The organism is Mucilaginibacter pocheonensis, from assembly GCF_031456535.1.
GTDB classification, from domain to species: domain Bacteria; phylum Bacteroidota; class Bacteroidia; order Sphingobacteriales; family Sphingobacteriaceae; genus Mucilaginibacter; species Mucilaginibacter pocheonensis.
This window is the reverse complement of sequence record NZ_JAVDUU010000003.1, coordinates 115,077-141,038: the sequence shown is the minus strand read 5'-3', so window position 1 is coordinate 141,038 and position 25,962 is coordinate 115,077. Positions and strand designations below refer to the sequence as shown.

General features: G+C 42.4%; 20 protein-coding genes. 3 read left to right on the top strand and 17 right to left on the bottom strand.

The window, feature by feature from the left end; all coding sequences use genetic code 11:
• Positions 1-283: 283 nt before the first annotated feature.
• From J2W55_RS13990 to J2W55_RS25765, 6 genes are all read right to left on the bottom strand, one after another.
• Positions 284-775, bottom strand: a complete 492-nt coding sequence (locus tag J2W55_RS13990) for a hypothetical protein (RefSeq protein WP_310096594.1) — start codon at positions 773-775, stop codon at positions 284-286.
• Positions 763-1,110 carry a hypothetical protein gene (locus tag J2W55_RS13985; RefSeq protein ID WP_310096592.1) on the bottom strand — a complete coding sequence of 116 codons (348 nt, stop codon included), beginning with the start codon at positions 1,108-1,110 and terminating at the stop codon, positions 763-765. Before J2W55_RS13985 ends, J2W55_RS13990 begins: the two co-directional genes overlap by 13 nt.
• A gap of 434 nt (positions 1,111-1,544) precedes the next feature.
• Positions 1,545-2,102: a VOC family protein gene (locus tag J2W55_RS13980; protein WP_310096590.1), complete on the bottom strand. Its 558-nt coding sequence runs from the start codon at positions 2,100-2,102 to the stop codon at positions 1,545-1,547.
• Between the two features lie 392 nt (positions 2,103-2,494).
• Positions 2,495-3,061, bottom strand: coding sequence for a cupin domain-containing protein (locus tag J2W55_RS13975; RefSeq protein ID WP_310096589.1), 567 nt, complete (start codon positions 3,059-3,061; stop codon positions 2,495-2,497).
• A gap of 230 nt (positions 3,062-3,291) precedes the next feature.
• A complete protein-coding gene (locus J2W55_RS13970) occupies positions 3,292-3,741 on the bottom strand; it encodes an SRPBCC family protein (protein ID WP_310096587.1) in 450 nt (149 codons plus the stop codon).
• Between the two features lie 223 nt (positions 3,742-3,964).
• Positions 3,965-4,084 (bottom strand): alpha-N-acetylglucosaminidase C-terminal domain-containing protein, encoded by a 120-nt coding sequence (locus tag J2W55_RS25765; RefSeq protein ID WP_374726367.1) that lies wholly within the window; start codon positions 4,082-4,084, stop codon positions 3,965-3,967.
• 114 nt (positions 4,085-4,198) lie between these two features.
• Here J2W55_RS25765 and J2W55_RS13965 point away from each other — a divergent pair, with 114 nt between their 5' ends.
• The 3 genes from J2W55_RS13965 (at position 4,199) to xth (ending at position 6,466) form a co-directional block, all read left to right on the top strand.
• Complete coding sequence (locus J2W55_RS13965; protein ID WP_310096585.1) at positions 4,199-5,236, top strand: right-handed parallel beta-helix repeat-containing protein; 1,038 nt, start codon at positions 4,199-4,201, stop codon at positions 5,234-5,236.
• 189 nt (positions 5,237-5,425) lie between these two features.
• The gene (locus tag J2W55_RS13960; protein WP_310096583.1) at positions 5,426-5,677 is read left to right on the top strand and encodes a hypothetical protein; all 252 of its coding nucleotides are present in this window, start codon (positions 5,426-5,428) and stop codon (positions 5,675-5,677) included.
• A gap of 12 nt (positions 5,678-5,689) precedes the next feature.
• Complete coding sequence (xth, locus tag J2W55_RS13955; RefSeq protein WP_310096582.1) at positions 5,690-6,466, top strand: exodeoxyribonuclease III; 777 nt, start codon at positions 5,690-5,692, stop codon at positions 6,464-6,466.
• An 87-nt stretch (positions 6,467-6,553) separates the two neighbouring features.
• On the opposite strand, the gene J2W55_RS13950 is transcribed toward xth, so the two are convergent.
• From J2W55_RS13950 to J2W55_RS13900, 11 genes are all read right to left on the bottom strand, one after another.
• Positions 6,554-8,161, bottom strand: coding sequence for an arylsulfatase (locus J2W55_RS13950; protein WP_310096580.1), 1,608 nt, complete (start codon positions 8,159-8,161; stop codon positions 6,554-6,556).
• Between the two features lie 22 nt (positions 8,162-8,183).
• On the bottom strand, positions 8,184-10,643 hold the full coding sequence (locus tag J2W55_RS13945) for a glycoside hydrolase family 31 protein (protein ID WP_310096578.1): 2,460 nt from the start codon (positions 10,641-10,643) through the stop codon (positions 8,184-8,186).
• Entirely contained in the window at positions 10,640-11,791 is a 1,152-nt protein-coding gene (locus J2W55_RS13940; RefSeq protein ID WP_310096576.1) for a glycoside hydrolase family 88/105 protein, read from the bottom strand. The genes J2W55_RS13945 and J2W55_RS13940 overlap by 4 nt, the downstream gene beginning before the upstream one ends.
• A gap of 51 nt (positions 11,792-11,842) precedes the next feature.
• Positions 11,843-13,984 (bottom strand): hypothetical protein, encoded by a 2,142-nt coding sequence (locus tag J2W55_RS13935; protein ID WP_310096574.1) that lies wholly within the window; start codon positions 13,982-13,984, stop codon positions 11,843-11,845.
• 1 nt (position 13,985) lies between these two features.
• Positions 13,986-15,056: a glycoside hydrolase family protein gene (locus J2W55_RS13930; RefSeq protein ID WP_310096573.1), complete on the bottom strand. Its 1,071-nt coding sequence runs from the start codon at positions 15,054-15,056 to the stop codon at positions 13,986-13,988.
• 27 nt (positions 15,057-15,083) lie between these two features.
• Positions 15,084-15,890, bottom strand: a complete 807-nt coding sequence (locus J2W55_RS13925) for a rhamnogalacturonan acetylesterase (protein ID WP_310096572.1) — start codon at positions 15,888-15,890, stop codon at positions 15,084-15,086.
• Between the two features lie 5 nt (positions 15,891-15,895).
• Positions 15,896-16,663, bottom strand: a complete 768-nt coding sequence (locus J2W55_RS13920; protein ID WP_310096571.1) for a rhamnogalacturonan acetylesterase — start codon at positions 16,661-16,663, stop codon at positions 15,896-15,898.
• Positions 16,663-19,584, bottom strand: coding sequence for an exo-beta-1,4-galactosidase (locus J2W55_RS13915; protein ID WP_310096570.1), 2,922 nt, complete (start codon positions 19,582-19,584; stop codon positions 16,663-16,665). Before J2W55_RS13915 ends, J2W55_RS13920 begins: the two co-directional genes overlap by 1 nt.
• The gene (locus J2W55_RS13910; RefSeq protein ID WP_310096569.1) at positions 19,565-21,025 is read right to left on the bottom strand and encodes a glycoside hydrolase family 28 protein; all 1,461 of its coding nucleotides are present in this window, start codon (positions 21,023-21,025) and stop codon (positions 19,565-19,567) included. The genes J2W55_RS13915 and J2W55_RS13910 overlap by 20 nt, the downstream gene beginning before the upstream one ends.
• Positions 21,026-21,124: 99 nt before the next feature.
• On the bottom strand, positions 21,125-22,645 hold the full coding sequence (locus tag J2W55_RS13905) for a RagB/SusD family nutrient uptake outer membrane protein (RefSeq protein WP_310096568.1): 1,521 nt from the start codon (positions 22,643-22,645) through the stop codon (positions 21,125-21,127).
• A 19-nt stretch (positions 22,646-22,664) separates the two neighbouring features.
• The gene (locus tag J2W55_RS13900; RefSeq protein WP_310096567.1) at positions 22,665-25,880 is read right to left on the bottom strand and encodes a SusC/RagA family TonB-linked outer membrane protein; all 3,216 of its coding nucleotides are present in this window, start codon (positions 25,878-25,880) and stop codon (positions 22,665-22,667) included.
• Positions 25,881-25,962: the final 82 nt, after the last annotated feature.

Sequence of the window (25,962 nt, the reverse complement as noted above, 5' to 3'; positions counted from 1 at the left end):
TATATCAGCGAACCGGTAAAAACCCTGGTAGATGTCGATGTATCCTTTTGCATTTTTTACGTATAATTTAATCTCATCTATGGATTGGAAACGGTTTTCGGGAGGGGGTTACATTCCAAGTTCAGAAAATACGCTTGCTATTTTTTGAAACTAAAGAGAGCTTACCAATCAGGTAGGCTCTTTCCAAAAACTTACTATGCAATACAATCCAGACACTATTGAACTTGGCAATAAAGCGGTCATTATTGGTCTAACGGGGTCGATCAGGTGCAGTTTATTCAGTCTAATGTTGAGTCTCGTAGAATTTCTTTACAATTAATTCCGGAATGAAAATTGTCTTAGGGTCTTCTTTCTTAATTTGCAATAAAGTGCTGGTTATGATTTCAACAACCTGATTAGGGTAATAATAGATAAAATCACCAGGTTTAGGTTTGCATATTTCTGAATTGTCAATCGAAAAATAAAAAACTATAGGGTGTCCATTAGTTTTCATCGCTTTCGAAAATTGATACCCTATCAAAAACCCAAAGCCTGCCTTTATAGCCTGGGGAACCTTATTTATAAAACCGATTTTAACTACTTTATTACGTGCGTCTGTTTTTAGTTTTACAAACGCATATATCCATTCACAATTCTGTTTTAAACTATCAGGCACTTTATAGGCTTTGCCTACGAATTTTGTAAAGTCATTGATTTCTTTTGTTTGCGATTTTCCTACTAAAATGAAAGAATAAAAAAATAGGGATAAAACGATACATCTTCTTAATGTTTGCATGGCGTTCCTGAATTTCCTGATTTAAATTTAGTGTTTGTTAGCTCTATATCCGTTTTTTCTACCTGTGAAAGTCCTGTATATAAAGTTCCAGCATCTTCTTCTAATCCACCCCAAGCTAAATTTTGGGCATCATTTGCAGTTAAGTTGGGATATAGTTTCACCAATTGGTCTGCCATAACCGTGATATAATTTCGCGCCATATCCATATGTTGGTTCACAATAGTTTGGCTGGTTCTCAAATATGCGTGAAGTGCTTCATGTATTATTGTGGCTGTAATGTATTCTTGCGAAGCATTGCTCAACCCCGTTTTATTTAAGGTTATGGATAGATCCATCGCATCAATAATTTTGCGAGTTGGATTTATTGTTTGAAAATGAACATAGTCAACGTCCGTTGTTCCATCTATTGTATATTATATGATGATCTGAAAAAATGGATGACAGGTAAGTCCTTTGCTACACCGGTTAAAGCAAAACAAATTAATTACCATCCTGTTCACCCTGCCTTCTATAAATAGCTTCCTGATATTATTAACATTAGAACCCCTCCTCTTATCCGGCGAGAACAAAACTATTCCATCATTTAATTTAAATTATAGTTGAATATTTATGGAGGCTATTTTCCTCAAATCTTCCATAAAAAAGTTCGAAAACTGTAGTCGAACCGTCACTGAAAAAAGCACAGTAATACTCAATGTTACTGTGCTTTTTTGTTCATTGATTTCTTCAATAAGCGAACACAATAAAAACATCGTATGTGCTTTTGGTGTCACTGGTTATTTCCAGTTGGACGTTCGCTTAAAGCAATGTTGCCGCGTCGCTCAATCTCAGCTGTATCAAAATCCTTTTTCCACGACAACATCACCCATACATGTCCGAACGGGTCGCGCACTGAACAGGAACTGGCACCGTAAAACATATCCGTTATTGGCTGGATCTGCTCTGTGCCTGCAGTCATAGCGCGACGTAACAGCGCCGCGTTGTCATCGACCATGATATGAAGCCCGGCCGTGCAGCCTCCCAGTTCGCGCGGCCCACCATACACACTATCCTCCCCCGGATCCCCGATCATAATTACTGAGCTGCAAATCGCAATCTCCGCATGCACGATCTTTCCGTTCTTGCCAGCCACACGGAACAGTTCTTCCGCGCCGAATGCCTTCTTGTAGAACTCGATCGCCTCCGCTGCGCCATTGACATAAATATGGGCTACAATGGCATTCCAATACCGGCCTGGTCGCTTGCCTGAATGCCGGATCACATTTTCGCGATCCTGTTGTATATTGAATTCGGAAGATCTATTTGCGTCCAATCGTTGGCTTTTCATAGAATTAATTTATGGTTTCAATTCAGCGTTTCTCAAAGTGAAAAAGTAATAAGATCATGCTGAAGAAGTTTTGCGATTTTCTAAAATTTATTTTTTGCTCGTATTTTCAAACTGTGATCAGTTAGTTAACAGAGGGTCTGAGATAAGGTTTTGATGCGCTTCTTTACGAATTTTAATTTCAGTTATTTATTGCCTCGTAATTCATTTACTTCTTTAAAGCTACAATTTTCCTACAATCCTCAATAAAAGAGTTCGACATCCGTACTTTCGGGGTCACAAAGCACAGTAGTACTCAATATTACTATACTTTTAATAAAACGTTCTATAGCTAACTTCCAGCCATGTACGGCACCAGAATTTTCTTACAATCCATTAATAAACAGACAGGAAGACTATTCTATCTTTAATGGCGGCCCGGCAATCTGCATTCCGTTATCTGCGAAAAGCTTAACAAGCTCATCATGATCAGGTTCATGATCTAATCCTGCCAGGGTAACAAAAAAGTTTTCCATTTTGCCTGCTGGCTGAAAAATGACTGTCATTTTTCCTTTTTCTGACACTTGCGTCCATGCATGTGGAACCTTCATCGGCAAGTAAATGCTGTCTCCAGCCGAAAGATGATATTTATCATCGCCCACTTTAAAAAAATATTCACCTTCTAATACATAAAATACTTCATCCTGTGTATGATGTATATGTAACGGTGTTCCTTTGCCTTGCGAAAGGCTTGTTTGTTCAAAAATGGCCATATTTCCATTATTGTCGGTTCCGGATACTTTAACATCCAGGACATTTAAATTTACACCTTTCAATTTAATATGACCATGCAGTCTTCCTTCACCCTTATTGGTTTTAAACCCTTTACCTACCCCCGTTTGATTCAGAATACCAAAAGATTTACCAATTAAAGGAAGTGCTGCTGTTGCTATGGCTGTAGCAATAAATTTTTTTCTTTTCATCGTTGTAGTCAGGTTTAAACTGTAAAAAGGCTTACATAACCAAAGCTACTTATAAGACATTGAAAATGAAATGATTATTTTTATTTAAGACGATCTAACGATAATGCTTACCGAAGATTTGTTGGCACCGGTCAAGACTTGTGGCCCGTTCTATACCGATTATTCCCTGTTTTGTAAACCTTTAACCGCAAATCAAGTTTTTAGACCTGATCTGCGGTATTTTTGTTCAATCAGGCATCTGGTATCACAGGTTCCACCAGCTTAGCGAGCTTTTCCAGCGATTCCTGCCAGCCTAAATAGCACATTTCTACAGGTATCATAGACGGAATCCCTTCCTGCGTGATCTTGATCTCTGTACCCACTAAAGTTTTCTGCAGCCAGACAGTGGTAATCATTTCACCCGGCAAGTTAGGGTCGTCAAATTTATCAGTGTATTTCAGAGACTCATTGGGTTTGATCTCCAGGTATTCTCCACCAAACGAATGGCTTTTACCGGTGGTGAAATTTTGAAACGACATTTTATAAGTGCCACCTACCTTTGCGGTCATTTCATGAACGATACAAAGAAAGCCATATGGGGGCAGCCAGGAAGCCATTGCCACGGCTTCGGTGAACGCCCGGTATACCTTTTCCGGTGATGCTTTAAGAACTCTGTGCAATGAAACATTGTTAGTTGACATAAAAATATTTTTTTTGTTTCCTACTCATCTGGCTTTTCGGTTTCGCCCGTTTTTACAATGGTCGCTGCTCCATTTTTGAGTTGATCGTTTTACTTATCGGCTTCAACATTACAAATGTGGTCAGAAAATTTGATTATGACCGTGGCCACATACGACAAATTAATGGGTTGTTTGCGACTTAATGGCACCTTAATCTATACGCGGGTTAAGGTGCGATAAATTTTCAGGAAGCATCTATTTTTTCAAGTAATCCGTTGAGCAGCTCAAAGAACTTTTGCCGGCGCACCTTATAAAAACCATTGAGCAAACTACTCCATTGTCTGCATGAGTATTCATGCAGCACGGCGGCTTTATTTTTAAAGTATAAAATATTAAATTGTGCATCTATAATTCCTTCATCCTGACGTAGCAGACACGATTAGTTTATAAAAAGTAATAAATAACTTTAAATAATCATATGTACAGGCACATTATCATTTTTAGTTTATTATGGGCGGTGGTTTCAGTAAAATCAGTAGCGCAAACCCTGTTTGTAAACCCGGTGAAGGGCAAAGATTGTTCAACGGGCGCAATAGATGCACCACTGGCAAGCCTTGGCAAAGCGGTTGCCCTGGCCAATGAGTTTAAAGGAACACAACCGGTTACAATAAAACTTGCTCCGGGCTTATACCTGCTCACCGACCAGTTGGTACTTAAACCTTTTAAAGCAACACAAAGCACAGCCAGTTATACCATTGAGGCATTGGTAATGCCAGATGATACCCGCTGGTTGCCATCCATGATGCCGGTGATCCAATCTGTTTCTCCAAACAATAAAAACTGGGGTAAATTTGACCATTGCGCCGGCTTTCAGGTAGAAAGGAATAATGTCCGTTTCCGGGGACTTAAGTTTGTCGGCAATACCAACCCTACTGTGGTTTATTATTACGCCATTGAACGCCACTTTGCCGAATTAAAGGACATGGAAGTCTCCCAGTGCATTTTTGCAGGGAGCAGGAACTCAGCGCCAATACAAGGGGCCTTATTTGCACAGGGCAGCGGTATTAAAGTAGATCATTCTATATTTTACGAATGCAAGAATGCTCTTTTGCTGTTTATGTCGGTGACTGGTTTCTCTCTAACCAATTCAATTATATATGGCTCTTACGAAGGCGCGATCTGGTTTGGAAAATATTCAGACTTTGTCTTTACCGACAATATAATCGCCAACAACCGTTGCTTTTGGATAAGCATGAAAGATTATACCTCGCACTACACATTCAGCAATTCTGTGATCACCGGTAATAATATGTTCATGGGCCTCAATAACAACGGTGTTATAGAAAATGACAATCAGACCGTGCCGACAACAAAAAATATTCAAAGGGAAGGGAAAGTGGAGCTGAACGTGGTAGCTACTGATACCATCCCCAAAAACTATCTGCATTTGTCTCCTGGTTCTGCAGGGCGTGACATTTCCGCGGGCCTGTTCAAATCTGGAAATATCAGTAAGTGATTGGATGAATTTTCAACCGTTTCATTTAAAGTCTTGTAGTTCCTGATTTAGTTATGCTCTAAGAGGCAGCGGATAGGCTGGTAGCACCGCCTCAGTAAAATCATTACATTTGCAGGTAGGGTGATCGATTATCCGGGCCGTAATTGTGGTAACGGTAACAAATAAATACGGATTGAAAAAGTAACTAATATGGAATCAAAAATATTTTCTTATAAAGCCGAAGGCATTACGCTTGAGCCATTAAATGAACACTGCAGGGTGAGCCCGGTTTTTGATAAGAAAGAGCTCCTTGAAAAGATCCGGAAGTTCTTCAAGCAAGATAATTTTAAAGTAGATGAGCACTCATTGAATTATAAGATAGAGGATGGTCAGTTGTTTATACAGGGTATTGCTGTGAAGCACCAGGAGCCATCATCCATCGGATTTATGAAAAGCAATTAGTTCCTCAATCATATGAAAATAGCTACCTACAATGTCAATGGCATCAATGGGCGTTTGCCGGTGCTGCTCCGCTGGCTAAAAGAAACCGCACCGGATATTGCTTGCCTACAGGAACTGAAGGCGCCTGATGAGAAATTCCCGGAACAGGCCATCAGGGATGCCGGTTATAACGCCATTTGGCACGGGCAAAAAAGCTGGAACGGAGTAGCGATCTTGGCGAAGACAGACATCAAGGAACTCCGGCGCGGGCTGCCAGGAGACCCCGACGATAGCCATAGCCGCTATATAGAGGCAATGGTTAATGGAATTGTGGTGGGTTGCTTGTACCTGCCCAATGGCAACCCCGCCCCCGGGCCCAAATTCGATTACAAGCTGGCCTGGTTTGAACGGTTAAAATCGCACGCCTCGGGATTACTCGCCCATGGCCTGCCAGTAGTTTTAACCGGTGATTATAATGTTATGCCTACCGAGCTTGATGTGTACAAACCCGAGCGATGGCTTGATGACGCGCTTTTCCGGCCGGAAACCAGACTGGCGTTTAAAACATTGGTAGAGCAAGGCTGGACCGATGCGATCCGCAAACTTTATCCTAACGAAAAAATCTACACGTTCTATGATTATTTCCGCAATGCCTACGGCCGGGACGCTGGCTTACGTATCGACCATTTTTTATTAAGTCCGGAACTGGATAAACATCTTCTGACCGCAGCTGTTGACCGTCATGTGCGGGGCTGGGAAAAAACGAGCGATCATTGTCCCGTTTGGATCGAACTTAGTGATCAATCGTAAACCTGATAAAACCAAAATAAAATAACTAAATCCCTGTCTTTCATGTAAAATTACCGCGTGGGCGTTAATGGCGATAGGCTAAAACGCCTATTCGCCTTGTGACTTAGGCAATTCATCAAAAGCTATAACACCGGCTCTTGCAACCCATGCATGGTACATTGCGGTTAATTCAGCTACTTTTTTAGGGTATTTATCACTCAGGTCGTTCAGCTCTGCGCGGTCTGTACTGATATTATAAAGTTCCCATTTATTTTCCGGGCGTTGGGATACCAGTTTCCAGTTGCCCTGCCTTACCGCCCGGTTACCTTCATGCTCAAAGAAAAGCCCGTTGTGCCCTGCCCATTTTTGCCCCTTAAATACAGGCACCAGGCTTACGCCCTCGGTTGGTGTAATAGAATTACCATGATAAACTTTTGGATAGGGAACTTTTGCCAGGTCAAGACAAGTGGCCATCAGGTCAATGATATGAGCAGGCTTATTAACAACAGAACCGGCTTTTATAATCCCGGGGTAATAAGCTATAAATGGTGTGGCAGTCCCCCCTTCATATTCCCAGTGCTTAAATAAACGAAAGGGTGTATTACTGACATTAGCACCCAGGGGACCATAGGATGTAAAAGAAGAAGGATCAGTTGCCGGCTTATCATTTGCCGCTAAAATTTCTGGTGTAAAACCAGGACCTTTTATACTTTCGTTACTGGCTCCGTTATCTGACAAAAACATGATGATGGTATTTTTGTCCTCACCTAGTTCCTGCAATTTTTTCCTGATCCGGCCTATGTTTTGATCCATTCGGTCAATCATTGCAGCATAAACTGCCATTTTGGTGTCAAAGCGATCTTTTTCTTCAGCTGTTAAACTATCCCACTCGGGTACACTTTTATCTCTTGCTGATAGTTTTTCATCTTTCCTAATGATGCCCAGTTGTTTTTGGCGTTCAAATCGTTCTTGTCTCAGCACATCCCAACCTTTCAAGTATTTGCCCTTATATTTGGTAATATCGTCTGGCAAAGCTTGTATGGGCCAATGCGGACTTGTAAATGCCATGTAAAGAAAAAATGGCTTGTTTGTATTTTTATTCTCATCAATAAACCTGATCGCATAATCCGCATAAGCGTTAGTTGAATACCAGTTTGGCCCTGGGTTAAACTCCTTATCATCCAAAGCGATGGTTAATTTTTGATTGGGGCGGTATGGCCTTGTGGGATTAAAATAACTGCTTGCTCCATCTATCAAACCAAAATAACGATCAAATCCGCGTTTAACAGGCCAATGTGCAGGATTGGTACCCACATGCCATTTACCAGCCATTAGTGTGTTATATCCACCTGCTTTTAATGCTTCGGCTATGGTTACGCAGTTTTGGTTCAGGTATCCCTGATAAGCCGGTATATTCCTGTGGTTTACCATATCTCCCACACCAGCCTGGTGCTGATATAGCCCAGTCAATAACGATGCGCGGGTTGGACAACAGCGTGAGGCATTGTAAAACTGTGTCATACGCAACCCGCCTTTTGCCAGCGCGTCCAGATTGGGCGTTTGTGTTTCGGAGCCAAAACAGCCTATATCGGAATAACCCATGTCATCGGCTAAAATTACAATGATATTAGGGCGATTGGAAGTTCCCCTGTTCTGAGCTGATAAAGAATTGTTTATAAGAGCAGCGAGGATTAGAACGCTTAATACTTTTTTCATAGGATAATTGACAGGGTGTTTATTATTTTATATCAAGGGCAATATCTTCACTATTATTATGCGCTGGCTTTATCCACAACAAACCAGCTGACTTGTCAAAGTACCAGCCCGGTTTTTTTTCCAAGGCATTAACGTTGTCAAAGGCAGTTAACACCGAACTGTTTTCAGAAACCGAAACGGGTGGGTTATCACCTATCCAATGGATTTTTGCCAGGTAACTATGTTGTGAAGATTTGTAATTGCCAACCGGTTTTTTGATAGACAATTTCAAGCCACTTTGCTGGTTAGCCAGGGTTATTGCAGAAATAGCGTTTTCTCCTTTTTGGTATTTCAGGCTGAGCCCATCATCTTCATACAATTTAAATTCCGATGCCGCGCCAGGAAATACATCAAGGGTAATCACATCTACCGGCTTTTCGTCCATATATTTCATGGCGGGCTGCATGGGTATGATACCACCTGCTTTTACAAAAAGCGGCAGGCAATCCATAGGGGTTAGTACTTGGACATATTGTTTCCCATTGTATCTTTTACCGGTCCAATAATCAAACCAGGTGCCTTCAGGTAAATAAATGGTACGAGTTTGGGCTCCTTTTGTTGTCACCGGACAAACCATCAAGTTGTCACCTAACAAATATTGGTCTGCTATGTCATAAGTATTGGCATCATCCTGATATGGCAACACCAGAGCCCGCATTAACGGCATACCTGTTTGGTATTGAATATTGGCACTGCTGTATATATATGGGGTTAAGCGGTAACGCAGGTCGTCATATTTTTTAAAATTAGCCAGGGCTTCCGCGCCGTAGTTCCACGGTTCCTTATATCCGGGATGATCCATTCCGAATACCATGGCAACCGGACTAAACATACCAAACTGCACCCAGCGCATATATAATTCCGGATCGGCTGCATGTTCAAACCCTCCCATACAATGCGCCCAATAGCCCACTCCAGATAGTCCAATATTTAGTCCAGCTTTTATAACAGGTGCAAAGTACTGCCATTCGCTTGGCCAGTCTCCTGCAAAAATATAAGGATAACGTTGTATACCCGAATAACCTTCACGCGTTTGGTTTAACCCGCGCATACCGTTATATTTCTGAAAATTCAAATACGGCGCCTTAGCGTACGCAATAGGAAATACATTATGAAGCTGAGCGATCTCTCTGCCGGTAGGTCCTACTTTCTCGCTCTCATTAGCTAAAGAACCAAATGCGCTGCCCTCATCTGTTTTGAGAAATTTGGCCCCTATAGAAGCCACCTTCATTACACCATTATTCCACCACCAATTGGTTGCCTGTTGGTCAAAAAAGTTCACAAACTCGCCAGGCTTGCCATTTTCGGGATAAGTAAAGCCTTTGGCACGTGCTTCATCAAGCAGGTTCAGATTTTTGGCGTTATCAAACCGGGGTCTGATATGTAACCCTACCATTTTAAAATGCATTGCGTACAGGCTATCAAACATAGCTTTAGGATCTTTAAAGGTTTCCCGCCATTCAAATGTGGTAGCGCCTTTGCCACCATTTTTACCAAACAGGCGCCAGGTTGAATCCAGAAACAACAAGTCGACCGGGATGCCCATTTCGCGCATTTTACGGGCCAGGGCTATCACATATTGATCATACGTAAGCTCCTCATGCCCCCAGGTACCGCCACTGTATGTACCCATGTGCAAACCAAACGCAAAGCGGGGCAATAAAGGTGATTTACCTGTAATGGTTAAATAACTATTTAGTATAGAAGGAAATGCCGGCCCATAAATGAAATAATAATCAAGCTCACCGTCATAAGCCTTAAAACTATATTGTTTATTGCTTTTACTGCCCATATCCCACTCTGTCGCGGATGAATTGTGCAGATAAATACCATATCCGCGCGTACTCATAAAAAACGGTACGGGGCAATAATTAGCCTCATTAACATTATAAGCACCCAACAAATTATTTTTACTCTTACCCCGACCAACATTTAATTTTAACAACTTGTTGCGCTGATCAGTGAAATCCATGCGCTCGCCAAAGCCAAAAAAATGTTCATCTGCCATAAGGTCCTTAGTGCAGCTTACAGTATCCATGTTATGGCTTAAACCTCCTAGTTGTTCATATTCCGATGAAAGCATAATACCTTTCCTGTCGGATACGTTGATCTTAAACGGCGATTTGATAACGGTGATAATCAATGCTGATGTTTGAACAACAATAGCCGATTTGGCATCGGTTATTTTATAAGCAACTGCAGGCCATGTATAATTTTCCTGCATTAGGTGTTCGTCTGCCTGGAACTTGCGGCTCCAACTGGCTCTTATCCTGAACATGGAAGGAGAGCAAAATTCAAGCCTGACATCGCCGTTGGAATTGCTAAAAGTTAATGTATTGCCCTGTTTTTTGTACCCCAATTTGTTGACGCCAATACCTGTTTGAGCGCGCGCATTGATAGCCATCAGCAAAACAAACCCGACTAACATAAATATTTTCTTCATGATTTACTCAGTTTATACACCTCGCTGCCGGCCAGCAAGAAACAGCCTAACCCATAGTCTTCAAAATCTGGCAAATTATTATAACCCACCGGTTGCCCATCTTTGGGTTCTTTACCGGTACCCTGAACAAAACCAAGCATCCCATCGGCATGCAGGCAATCTTTTGACATTGCATTCCACGCTTTAATAACCATTGGTAAGTACGTTTTCTTTTTCAGGATGCCGTGGTTAATACCCCAGGCCATGCCGTAGGTAAACAGCGCGGTGCCAGATAATTCCTTACCGCCAAAATTGGTGGAATCCTTTAAACTTACATTCCAATATCCATCCGCACGTTGCAAAGGCACCAATGCTTCAATCATTTCTTTATAAACACTCAGGTATTCATCACGATGCGGCGCATTTTTTGGCATTACATTCAACACACGCAACATGGCGGCAACCACCCATCCATTACCGCGTGACCAATAGCAGTTTGCACCGTTAGGCTCTTTATAAGGCGGCACAAAATCTTTATCACGCCACCAGAGATGCTCTGTAGTATTATAAAGGCCGGTACCGCCGTGTACTGTTTTGGTGTAATTATAAATATCGTACATCTTTTCATAGTACTTATTATCTTTATAAACTTCGCCCAGTTTTGCATATACCGGCATAGCCATTTGTAAAGCGTCAATCCAGTTCCAGTCGTCTTTTTTTTCGCTATTTACCATTAAGTCAATACTTTGCTTTATTTTTTCTATCCGCTCCGGCTTTTTATCAATCAGATATAAGTCAATATAAGTTTGTCCACAGCATTGATTATCAGCATTACGGGTGTTTACTGCGCCTCGCGGACTCCATTGGTGTTTTTGCGCCCAATCAACCGCGTATCCGTAGTATGTTTTTTGAGGATCAATTTCATACAAAGCCATCAGCCCTTCGTAATAAACCGCTCTTGTCCATAAATTACTCGTACGCGTAATACCTTTTACAATTACGTCGGCACCGGGGTCTGGCCATTTTTGCATAAAATAGCTATTGGCTAAAGTCATATCTGCCAGCACCTTGCTTTTCAGGGGTTGTTGTGCCAGTGCTACGCCTCCCGTTATAAAGATTATACCGACGCTTAATGTCGCTTTTCTTATGCTTACAAATAGGTTATTCATATGATATATTAAAAAAAGATTATGTTCAATTCAGTGTTTTGTTTTCAGATGCTAAGGCATTTTTTTAAGTCCCTCCCACCGAACTTTCCATTTGCCGTTTTTGGGAAAGCCCGGATTCGCGGTTGTTGATCCGTCCCAGCCGGCACACATCATGGCAACAGCTGTCAGCAATCCTCCATTACCCGGTAGGTATAAGCGTAAACGACCGTCCTGATAATTATGCCCGTTAAGTAAATAAGTATTGGTTTTTATGGGCATGAATAAAGCTTCGATGGCTTTTTCCGGCATATTTAACCGGGTGGCGGTCATAGCGGTCATTGGAAAATCCCATCCCCAGGTATCTTTCCAATCCCATACATCCCATACCAGGTTAAAGGTTTTTTTCATCACATTTATGTTCAGCTTATTGTCATACGGCAACATACCGTAAGCAGCGAGTACAGCGGGATGATCTGTTTTTAACTTAGGATTAGTATAAGCATCCGGGGAACTTTCCGCTGCCAGGTAAACACCGTCCTTTTGAGGAAGATTGGATAGTTTTCTGAGGATAAGGGCATACTTTTCATTCGGCTGCATTCTTAAACGCTTACGCCATAATTGAGCCGTGCTAAGTGCCCACCGCCAATATTGGAGCTCATAGGTGGGATTAAATGTTTCTTCGGGATTGTAACGTTCCTGGGCCAGGATAATGCCCTTGCCTAATATATAACGGTCATGTTCGCGGTCATAAGTGGGGAACGATGCCATAAAATCTGCATCGGCAAACACCAGATCTTTATACTTCTCTAACGTTTTTTTATTGGGATGTGCCCGATAATCCAGCTCGGCAAAGTAAATAAAATGTGGTTGCTGCCATATCAGGAACGCTCCTACCGACGAGGGACTTTCATTGCCATCAGGGTCAGTCATTTTTTGCCAGCGCACACCATCATAACCCTGCCTCTGGGCTATGGCCCGCGCATTGGCCTTTGCATGGTGATACCAGGCCATACTGTTCTCAAGTAATTTTTCGCGCCCCCACAATGCGAAGTGAGTGCCATGCCACCAGTGCATTTCCAGGTGAGGTTTGCCATACCAGCTATTGTAGGTAAGCCCCGTTTCCTGCGGTGGATAATTTCCAGCACATTGTATTTTGGTAAGGTATTGTGATAACACAACGCGCCGTTCCAGTTCACTGGCCCGCGGGTCTGTACTTCCTTTAAAATCAACAGCCCCGCCGCTTTGCCAAAAAGCTTTCCACTGCTGTATGCTATTTGCCAGCGTTTGCGTAAAGCCTGGTACGGCCATTGCTGGTTTACGAGGTGTAAACAGACAGGTAAACATCAATGAATCCGTTTTATCATGTGCAAATAGCACAAACTGATGGGCAGCAATATTTTTTACAGATGCTGCACCTTGCCAGGCAAAACTTACAAAATATTTGTTGGTATCAAGTTGATGAACAATAGTAGCCTGTTGTTTCCCGGAGCTAATAATTGATGAGCTATGTTTTTCGGGATATTTCCAATTGTCACCATAATCAGCAAACTGGTTGGTAGGATATGGGAAACGCAGCAGAACTTTGAGCCTGCCTTCGATAATTAGTTTTGATTTTACTTTAACGCCTATAAGATCCTGGCCCTGGTGAACACAAGTTTGTACGTGTACTGGTTCACCATCAAATGTAAAAGAGCTGATAATGATACCCGTCCACAAATCCAGTTTTTGGCGAATATTTTGAATATCCTGCACACTGGCCGCAGTCCCATCTTTATGCAGCAATATAAAACCCAGGTTGCCCAATTGCAGCCTGTGAACATTTCCCCTGAACCAATTTGCGGCATCTTTGTTGCGGCCCGGTTGATTCCATTGTACGGCGTAAGCGGCTTTACGACCGTTAAATGTGTACGTTTTTAATGTTTCGGCAAACTTATAACCCGTGGTATCTTTAAAACTATGCCAGCCCCATTCAGATTGTGTACCCAGCGGAATGCCTTTGTCATAATGTTCAGGAAATGTTTGAAGGCCCGTGGCATCAACAGTAAAGGCAAAACGCCCGTTACCTACTGATAAAGCGGACAGCGAATCTGTACTTGTATTGATAACGTTATGCCGTTGTACCAATTCCCTGCGATCAATTTTTGTTTGTGCATTTGTAAATAAAGGGAAAACAAAAACAAAAAACAGGATATATATCTGTTGCAGCTTACTCATACTATGATTGTATTTTAAATATAAAAGGCGAAGCCGTCATGTATCTTCCTCCTTGCGAGGTAGTGAACAGGTACGTTGGTTTACCATTTTGAAACAACAACTGCGGCCTTTCAAAGCGTCCGTACTTGTTTAAGTATTTAGGTGGCGGAGGTTGGTTTATATGATAATAATCTGCATTAAAATATCCTATTTCGGGCTCCCGCCAATGTTTACCATTTTTTGATTCCATATATAAACCGTATTGATGGTTAAATACCCCCATATCGCGCGCAAGCATTTTAAAACGTCCTTTATCCAACCAAACAAAGGCATCTTCCAACTGGGTATTATTGCCCCGGCCCGAAAAATCAATGACCGGATTACCGCTGTATTTAATATATGGCCCCTCCAACTCATCAGCAATGGCCAAACCATACTTACGGTTCCCTTTTACCAGTGGGTCAGTTGAGGTTTCGTATTCTTTAGTATTCCATGATTTATAAAACAGCCAGTATTGACCATTTGGATGTTTTATAAATGCCGGATTAGTGGTGCAATGATCATCCCATGCACCCTGAGGGCCGGGCAACAATAAAGGCTGATCTGGCCGTTGCCATGGCCCCTCGAGGCTATCAGCTGTTGCCAGCCCGATACGCTTGGTATTGGTTTTTCCGTTGGAATTGCCCATGAAAAACAGGCAATATTTACCATCAACTTTTTTGATAGAAGGATTGTGGCAAGTAGTAGCGTCCCAATATCCCGGCCCACGGGGCGAAAGCACAATACTCTGAAATTTAAATTCACTTTCCGGGGTATCGGCAATGGCATGGCATATCTCCGAGCCATTAATCCAGCCCCCCATTTTTTTTGAGGCAATCCATCTTGAAAAAAACAGGTGGATCCGACCATCAGGACCTTCTATAGGGCTGTTACACCAAACATAATATCCTTCCATTTCAAGCGTACGTCCCACCGGCTTTAGTTTTTTTGCAAAAGCGGAAATATGGTCATCAGAACTACCCAAAACCAAACCCGGCAATAACATCATAGCCGACGACAAACCCAACTGTTCAACAAATTCCCGTCTTTTCATAGCTTATTTTCAATGCCTTTTCCCATCCTATTTCAAATACTTATTCAATGCCAATTGCCTGTGATTTTTTATCCCCTGTATTACAAACCCAGCATTTAACTGTGCTCCGGTTTCAAGGGTATGCGTGGCATCTGTGCCGAAATAAGTTGATTTTACCTTTGCTTCGCCCTCAGTGTCATAATCGTCGGCAATGAGTTTATTCAAATCTATAAAGTATGCTCCCGTCTGTTCGCTTACGTCTTTAGCCCATTGTCCATAGCTGTCGATATTATTACGCCCGGCTGATTTACTATCTTTCCAAATATTACGGGGAATAGGCGAGCAGATAATTGCCGTGGCGCCTCTGGCTTTGATATCATTAACGAACTTGCGCATATACCATCCATAGGTATGTACCACTTCCTTAACCTTCCTGATGGGGTTATAAATTTCCTGCTGTTCGTTTCCAATGCCTTTAATAGTGCCCCGGGCCCGGGCTGTATCGTCAAGTGCCCCACTGTCGTTATGTCCAAATTGCATGATCACAAAATCGCCTGGTTTAACCCTGACATATACCTTATCCCATAAACCCATGGTTTGAAAAGTGCGGCTGCTTGTACCACCCAAAGCGTCATTTTCAACAACTATGCGTGTGGTATCAAAATAAGGAGCAATAAAATTACCCCATCCCCACAAGCCGCCATCACCCTTTCCTTTGCCGTTTTTTACAGTGGAGTCGCCAATAAGATATAAAACCGGTTTTTCCGCTGGTCTTTCCATCAAAAAAGATGAAAGCAACAGCGCTGACAATAACATCAAGCTAAACGCTCCATTTTTTCGTATATAATGTTTCATGACAATTAATGTTTTAAATATTTGTTTAAAGGGTTTTTAGGGTCGGCACGGATACCGGCAACAACAGATTCGGCATTGATGGCAGCCCCTTGCTTATTAGTATGGGTATGATCACCCGGGAAAAATTTCTTTACAGAATCAGGTCCCCATTGATCGTATTTATCAGCTGTTATGCTGTTCATATCAATAAACAAAACGCCTTCCTGCTGCGCTACCTCACGTGCCCACTGACCGTAATCATGATTGGCCCTGATCACTTTGCCATCCCGAAATTCGTTACGCGGGATCATCGACAGCACAATTGGGGTTGCTCCTTTAGCTTTGGTATCCCTTATAAATTTCCGAAAATACCAGCCGTAGGTATGCACTGTTTCTTTTAACCCGTTTGGCCAAGCGATCTCAACATTTTCCTGGCCGGTTCCCTTAAGAACACCACGGTAACCGCTTTTAGTGGTATCGGGTTTACTCCCTTCATTATGGCCAAATACCATCATTACATAATCACCTGGTTTCAGCAACGAATCAACCTTTTGCCAACGGCCTTCCTTTAAAAATGTGCGTGTGCTTCGGCCGGCCATAGCATGATTTTTTACACTGATCATTGACAGATCAAAATAATCAGGAACAATGCTTCCCCAACCCCAGGTCTCTTTATCAGCGTTGTGCGTTGTGGAATCGCCTATAAGGTACAGCGTCGGCTTTTGCTGATAAACAAACGCCAGGACTGCAAAGATGACCATGATTGATAATATGCCTATTTTTACTGTCTTCATTACTGTTTTTTATTGTTTTTGGGCTTCAGTTCATCTGGTGTACCATTTGTATAAGATACAAATACCTCCTTTGAGCCGGTTTTGAAAATATCTTCAATTGTATTCAAACTAATCTCCGCAGCCGGCTTAAAACCCGGCGACGCCATATATTTTATAATACTGTAATACAATTGTTTTGCAGCCGGCCTGTTGTTATCCGTTTCAGGTGAAAGATCGGCACTGCTAACAACAATGCTTCCCCTGCCAACTTTTGCTTCAAATAGCAAAGCCAGACGGCGGTTCATGAACCAGGTGTCGATGGGCTGTACAATGGGGCGAAACGTGAGCGGAAAGTCCTCTAAATGCATTACCTGGGCGTTAAATAAAATATCCCACCATTGAAGCTCGCTGTAGGCTGAGGTAGGGAAAGCGTTGAATATGGGGTGCCGGGGATCGCAAACAAAACCAAGCGTATGCGGAGGGCGCATTTTAAACCAGGAAGTGTTCCAGAATACGGGAGTAAACGACTGAATAATTTCCTTTCCCTTGATCACCTTGCCCGAAGCATTTAAAAATACTTTACCGCCATCAGCTAATACTTGTTTTGCTTTATCGTCCAGCAACGTAGTATAATATACATCGTTCTTAATTTTGGGTAAGGTATCCGGATAAACCCAAAAATCCCAGTCATTTACATAAGGCGTGTTCGGAACTGATATTTCCAGGTTAAGTTTTTGAGGAGATCTTACCTGCAACAACGATATCCCGATTTCTCTGGACTGCTGACAATTGCCCATCACATACCTTTTTTTTGCTAAAACACCCTGCCTGATGATCTTATGTTGTTGATTGGTTATTTTCCAGGTTAAGGCGGCTGTCATTGGCCTGCTGTAATTAAACAGTTCAACCTCGGCTTTCAAGGCCTCTTTGTTCTGGTATACAAATTTATCAGTGCGTATAAGCGGTACAGTAGCGTTACAAAAACGCGAAAACGCTTTGGAGGTAATGTATCCCTTGCTATCCCAAAAAGCGTTAAGCACGCCTACCAGGGCTGTACCCTGCCCCGGATAATCATTTAATGATAATAGCTGAAACCCCGAATAACCGGGGGTGCGCATGGCTTTTTCAATTTCATGTTTATAACACAAAGCCTGCAATTTTCCGGATGAGGTTAGAAACTTTTCGGCCTCATCTGCCATACCATGATCCTTCAGGTCTTCCTGAAACAGTTCAAAGTTCCGTGCCCGGTAAACACCGGTGTATTTACTGATCTCTTTAAAATCGGGGAATGCGCAATACTGCCCCATTTCATGAGCAACAAAAGGTACATTAAACTTAGCTATCTGACTGCTGTAATCAGTGTTGGTTTCCGGGCGCTTTCCCCAGGCAAGCCCTCTTGCACCAGCACGGGCCATATATTGGTTGTTAGGTATTACGGGCCAGCTGCCACCCACCGCGGCGCCTGTATACAACCTTCGGCTGTCCTTAGTTTTCCAGTAATCTACAAATTTGGTAAGATACTCCACCTGCTTACCACTGGGCTCGTTGCCGTATGCCATCATACAAAAAGAAGGATGGTTACCGTACCATTTAGCCATGCGGTTTGTTTCGTCGTAAATGTATTGGTCAATTGGTTTTCCCAAACCCAGGCCAATACCATGATTTGCCCATGAAGGACCTTCCACATGCAAGTAAAAGCCAGCTTTATCGGCTGCATCAAAAGCAGCCTCAGGCGGGCACCACGAGTGAAAGCGCATGTGGTTTAATCCATGAGCCCTGCATATTTTAAAAATACGGTCCCACGCCGCTTCTGTAGCGGGGGGATATCCTGTTAAAGGAAATTCGCAGTTATTTACCGTGCCTCGTAAAAAAACCGGCTTTCCGTTTATTGTAAATTGCTTGCCATCAGCTTTAAACTCATGCATACCAAAGTTAACCTGTCTAATGTCAGATACGCCATTCACTGTAAGCGTGGCAGTAAGCTTATATAATGCAGGAGAAAATTCATCCCAAGTTTGCATTTTCTCTCCCAAAGGCAATACCATAGTTACTTCTGAAAGACCGTTCTTTACAACAACAGTCTTGCTTATGAGGACTGTTGACTGAGTTTTTTTTGTATTGAATGCTGTGGCATGCAAAGTGAGCTTCCCAGTCAGTTCACCTTTTTCATTTTTTACCATCACATAAACGCGCGCTAACTTGTGCCTCAAGTCTGGATATATCTGTACATCATCCAACCATGCTACAGGGCCTGCCCGAAGCTCCATTTTACCGATCACACCATTCCAGTTACCTTGTGTGTGATCTGTAATGCTATGGGAGTCGGGCCCCACATTGATATCCTTTACCCGGTTATCAATACAAAGTGTTATGGTATGCTTTCCTGCTGATATTTTATCGCCCAGATCGAACTGGTGAGGCGCGACCAGGCTATTTTGTAAGCCAACCTCCGTACTATCCAGCCAAACGTGGCTTTCTGTATGCACTCTTTCCAAAAAAAGCACGATGCGCTTATTATTCCAATCAGCAGGTATAATTATCTCCTTTTTATACCAGGCTGCCCCCGTATAATGCTTTGCAGGTGTAAGCCAGAAAGGTATTTTTAAATTACCGGGGCGGCGGTATTTAGCCATGTGCGGATTATAGAACCATGAACTGTCATAGATACTGCCCGTCCACCTCGTTTTCAGCGTAATATCATCTCCTTTCAGATGTTGGGCCATTGAACCTGGTAAGTGTATGGTATCAGCTAATGTTTTTAGAAACCATTTCTCTTTAATTCCCTGATCGGCCGGATCAGTTTGAAATTGCCACTCGCCAGAAAGTGAAATTGCATTGCCTGATGTGCGAGGCACCGACCATGCGCAGAAAAATAGCGCCAGGATAGCACCATAGCAAACCATGGATCTTTTTATGCTCCACTTATCTTTGACCGGATGCATCGCCATTAAAATCTATTTGGGTATTGTCCAAAGCCTTTATCGCTGAATTTTTCCACTCCCAACCTTGTGCAAATTTCACATTGCCCGCCGTAGCAGCACTTATATCAACATTTTCAAAATGAAAATTTTGCATGGCTGATTCTTTTAGCCCTATGGCATTTATAGCTTTTTTTGCTCCGGTTACCTTAACGTTTGAAATAAAAATGTCTTTAAAATGCGGAATTCCCTTTTCTGCCGGTTCTACCCGGTGTAGCATCTTTTTCCAATGTTCAGGCAAAGTATTCATATCATACCCCTCGGGCAGTTTAGAATAACTGTAACTTGGGTTCCAGTTTAAGGTAAACTGAAATGCCGTGCCTACGCCAGTCATGGTGATGTTAGTAAAGTGAATATCCTCAACGGTACCGCCCCGGGTTATGGCCGATTTCAAATTTAAACCATTGTTGGTTCCATTACTAATAAGGTCAGTCGCCAGTACGTGTCTTATACCTCCGGATGTTTCGCTGCCACAGGTAAGTAATCCTGCCCCTGCCCTTGATATACATTTGCGTATTACCACATATTCGGTTGGCCTGTTCACCCTAAGTCCATCCCAGTCACGACCTGCCTTAAGGCAAAAGTCATCATCATTACAGTCAATATCACAATTTTGAACTAATATCCAGCTGGATGAATCTATATCTATACCGTCCGTTGATGGCCCGTGGCCATCAACATTGTTGCGGATAGTAATGCCATCAACAGTAACTTGCCTGGAATAAAGCAATTGCACAGTCCAGAAACCAGCTTGTTGCAGCGTAATGTTTTTAATGATGATATCAGTAGAATTGGAAACGAGTAATGTACGAGGGCGTTTAGCATCGTAATCTACAATCCAGCGCAGCCCCTTGGGATCATATTCAGCACGCATTTTGCGATAAATATCCCAAAATGGTTTGCCCTGAGCATTCACCAGCCCTTTACCTGCGACGGCAGCGTTTGTTTGCCCAATGATATTGATTAAAGCAGCAGGCCATTTCATCTCAATACCGGCTACACGGGTATTAATTTCCGGGTAATCTTTTATATTTTGGCTACCCATCAGCTCCACTCCTTCACCAATATTCAGGCACACATTTTCTTTTAGAAAAATTGAGCCTGTTAAATATTTGCCGGATTTAAATGAAACAATGCCGCCACCTTTTGCCGAACATTTGTCAATAGTTTGTTGTATGGCATTTGTATTCAGCGTGCTGCCGTCGTTAGTCGCCCCGTTATCATTTACATACCATACTGTTGTTTTTGATGGATACTGTTTGGCCCCAACTTTATTTGTCCAATCCAGTTTCATTTGTGCTTTCACTACGGTTACAGCTATAAATAATAAGAAAAAAGAACTGTGCAGTAATTTCATAGGTTTGTTTTCATTGATATTATTGCTAAACCACCAGTGGTTAGCCATACGGGATTACGTTTGATAGTGGTTTTACCCCCGCTTCCAGCAGGGAGTAAAACCACTATGTTTACTTATGACATTCGACTCTTATTTCATATTTCCGATTTAATATCCGGGATTTTGTGAATACAACCCTGGCGTTGTATCCAGCTGCGATTGTGGAACCGGATAGATCACATAATTGGCGACAACCGGCTTGATACTCTTTTGCGCATCTTCCTTAGCAATCCAGGAATTCATGACGTTTATCAGGTCACCGCTTCTTTGCAAATCAAACCAGCGCGAACCCTCGTTGGCAAATTCTCTGCGGCGTTCGCTGAACAACTGGGGCAGTGTCACTCCCGAAACCGGCGCTAAGCCAGCCCTGGTACGAACCTGGTTGACAATAGCGTCAACATCACTTTGCGAACCGGTTGCGCCATGCAATATGCACTCGGCCTTAAGCATTAAAATATCTGTATATCTGATAGCTATAAAATTAATTCCCCAATCGAAACGGCTGGCAACGGGAGTTTTGGTAACATCAAGCCACTTTTTAAAAAATGGACGATTTTCGGTACTTCCGGCATTTGTATATCCAGCCGTATATAAGCTAAAATCTTTACGTACGTCACCGGTTTCGTAACTATTAGCCAGATCATTTGACACAGGAATGATCTCTAAACTGCCGTTTGATGTTTTACCACCAATAGATAAAAAATAACCACTGGGAGCAAGCGTCCATGGGAACGAAGCGCCATAAAGATCACTTGTACCACTTATGCCGCTGGTATACATTACATCAAAAACAGCTTCCTTATTGACAGCGGGGTTTTGATTATTATAAGAGAATATGTTACTATAGCTGGAATTAAAAGTAAACTGATTGCTATTGATAATATCTTGTAACAATGGCAATGCAAGGTTCCATTCATTTGCCCCCAATCCAGGCCCCTTTATACCATAATCAGGACCTGATCTGGCCATATAAACCTGGGCCAATAAAGCCTCGGCAGCATATTTAGTCGCTCGCCCAACATCGCCTGCTGAATAAACGGTTGGTAAATTGGCTACAGCTGATTGCAGATCAGCGATGATCAGTTTATAAACATCAGCCACCGGACTGCGACCAATGGTATTTGCCTCCTGACCACTTACAACATGATCAATAATAGGCAGTTGGCCAAAATATCTAACCAGATCAAAATAATAAAACGCGCGCAAAAACTTTGCTTCGGCTTGCAATCTTGCAGCTAAAGTGGCCGAGCCTATGTTACTACCGTTTTTAGCGATCTGCTCAAGCAAGGTATTGGCCCTGAAAATCCCATTAAAATCTGTGCCCCAGGCTTCTGTAACGTAAGCATTTGCAGCTAATGATGGTGAAAAATCATTTACCGGATCCCAATCCCGAACGGTAACTGAAACGCCGTAAATATTGTCAGATCGTATCTCAGACAGGTTGGCCAATCTTACCGGATAGTTGTGCAGATCTCCATAAATTGCATTAGAAGCCTGCAGAAAATCACTTGGTGTTTTATAAAAAGTTGCCGTTGTAGGAGTAGAGATGGGCACCTGATTTAACTGCTTGTTGCAGGAAGTCATCAGGATAACGGCCGATATGGTTGATAGAAAAAATATCTTTTTCATGTTGATAATGTTGAAATGATTAAAAAGTAACATTTAACCCGAAGATGAGTGATTTAGCCAGCGGTAAACCTCCATAGTCACCAGCTTCAGGATAATTAGTGTCAGAGCTGATGGCTGTGTTTTGAGCTTCCGGGTTGAAACCGCCATAATATTTATCATGTCCAAAGAAATTTTCGGCAGTAACGTAAATACGTGCGGCGCCTAATACCTTTGTTTTAAAAACACTCTTTAGATCATAACCTAAGGTAATATTCCTAACCCGCACATAATCTGACGAATACAACCAATCGGTATTAGCTACAAAACCAAATGTTGAGTAAGCTTTGCTTACCCGTCCATCACCCTGATTATCTGGCGATCTCCAACGGTTAGCATAAAATGCCGGAGCATTGTCAGTAAATCCCTGACCGGTACGGGTGATGGCCCTGCCCAACAGAGAATAAATCGACCCTCCGTTTTGACCTTGTACTAAAACACTCAGATCAAAACTTTTCCAGCGTACGGTATTGGTGATGCCCCAGGTATATGTAGGGTTTGGATGACCAACTATTTGTTTATCAGCTTCGGTTATTACACCGTCGCCGTTCAGATCCTGATATTTAGGGTCGCCAACGGTTTGGCCTGTGCCATAGGTTGCCGCGTGATTGTCTATATCAGCTTGCGTAAGGAAACCTATCTGCCTTACAACATAAATACTGTTTAAAGGCTGGCCTACTCGTAAAATGGCATCAGAAACATCAAATGAATTGGGAATAATGATCTGTTTTTGGTTACCATACAGACTTACAATTTTATTGGCATAATGACTAATGTTAACTGATGTGCTCCATTGAACTTTACCAATTAAGTTGCGGCTGGTTAATTCCAGCTCCTGGCCAATGTTACGTACTGAGCCCGCATTACGCAGTTGTGAGCTGAAACCCGTTGATTGAAGAATGGGTACATATAACAATAAATTTGTATTTAACTTATTAAAATAATCAAATGAACCCGTTAAACGGTTACTAAGAAACCCAAAATCAAGACCGACATCAAAGGTTTGGGATTTTTCCCATTGGATATCCCGATTGACCAGATTGCTTGGAGCCTGACCAATGGCCAATGGCTGTGTAGTTCCCAGTACGTACCCGTATGAGCCTAACTGTTCAATACCTCCATAGTCGGGAATAGCATTATTGCCGTTAACACCATAACTTGCACGCAGCTTTAAATCACTTATTACAGGAAGCTTTTTCATAAAATTCTCCTGTACAATTCGCCACCCTAAAGATGCAGATGGGAATATGCCATATTTAGTATTTGCTCCAAAGCGGGAAGAACCGTCTTCACGCAAACTTGCCGATAACAGATATTTATCTTTGTACCCGTATTGCACACGGCTAAAATAAGATACCAGAACATTTTTGGTACTGGTTGTATTACCTGTTACGTTAGCAGCTGCGTTTAACGTTTGTACGGTATTGTTCACATATCCGCCCAATGACGATAATGTTGACTGATCTAAACGATCGGTGTTATATGATTGCCCAACCAATACATTCAGGCTGTGTACCGCGTGAAATGTGGTATTGTAAGTAAGGGTGTTCTCATTAACAAACGTTTGCCTTTTAAAAGTGTTGAATGATCCAGAGGTATTTGCAGCAAGGTTAGCATTTGATACCGGGTTAAATGTTCTGGAAGCCAATGTACCTGATATGGTATATGGTGTATAGCTATTGGATGCATTATCCACATTATCAAGATTCAGTGAACTTCGTAAGGTTAAACCTTTAATGATCTCATATTCTGCAAAAATGCTGCCCAGCGTACGGTATTTTTTTGTTTGCCCCACTTTATTTTCCAATTTGGCAATTGGACTGTTGGCAGAATTACCCCAGGTGTATTGTCCATTTTTAAAAGCATTAGGGTACAAGCCTACCGTATCTTCCTGTATAGGACTGTAACTAATGGCCTGGTGAAAAATATTGTCCTTTCCCTCCACACCCGGATCCTGGGTAATGGAGTAAGTAGGTGCTATATTTAAACCCAACTTTAAATTCTTAGCCGCGTGTACTTCTACATTGGCCCTTGCAGAGTATGCTTTATAGCCCAACCCTTTTACAAAACCATCCTGGTTTGCGTAATTTCCAGATATAAAATAATTAACATACTCATTACCACCACTTGCACTCAGAGCTTGATTTTGCATAGCGCCTTTTTGTTCTACAGCTTTCTGCCAGTCAACATATTGCAGACCGGGATGACCTGGCATTGCCCATCTCGGGTCAAGCATATAAGCCGAACTAAAAGCACCCCCATTAAGCGCCTGACGCTTGGCTACATCGTCATTCGCAGTGGCTCCCTGTGCTCCAAATTTGAACACATAGGCGGCGTTGATCATTTCCGTAGCACGGTCAATCCATTGATCGCCGTTAAGCATAGGCAGATATTTGCTGGCCTCATTATATCCGTAATAAGCGTTATAGGTAATTTTGGCTTTCCCGCTTTTGCCTTTTTTAGTTGTAATCAGTACAACACCGTTTGATGCTCTTGAACCGTAAATGGCAGCAGCGGCAGCATCCTTTAAAACCTGAATATCTTCAATATCATTTGGATTGATGTTATCGAGTGGGTTACCTGATCCAAAACTACCGCCGCTCCCTATAGCGGATACGGACAAGGGAAATCCATCAATTACATACAAAGGTTCATTACCAGCGCTTATAGAGCCGGTACCACGAACATTAACGCTGAATGCCTTTCCCGGAACTCCGGTAGTTTGCTTAACGGTTACGCCAGCCATTTGGCCTACAAGAGCCTGGTCAACACGCGTTATGGCACGCTCGTCAAGGTTATCTGCTTTAAAAGTAGCTACCGCGCCGGTAACATTTGCTCTTTTTTGAGCACCGTAACCAATAACTACTACTTCATTAAGCTGCGATTCTGTTTCTGTGAGGCTTACGTTAATCACATTGCTTGTGCCAACGGTAACCTCTTTAGCAGTGAATCCAATTGATTTAAATACCAACACCTGGCCTGCTGCGGCCTTAATGCTGTATTTGCCACCCACATCGGCGGTGGTGCCCGATTTGGTATCCTTTAATTGCACAGAAGCTGCAGCAACCGGAAGGTGTTTACTGTCAGTAATAGTGCCCGAGATAGTTAGCTGCTGTGCAAAAGTGCTGGATATGCCTATTGCCCCAAAAAAAAGCAACAGCAATAGCATTTTGCAAGAATGGATAAAAGTTCTTTTCATAAAATTAATTTTGGGTTTTAACTGTTTGGTGCAGTTTGGTAATAATTGAATAAACGAACTTAAAAGTTAATTTCAACAAGAC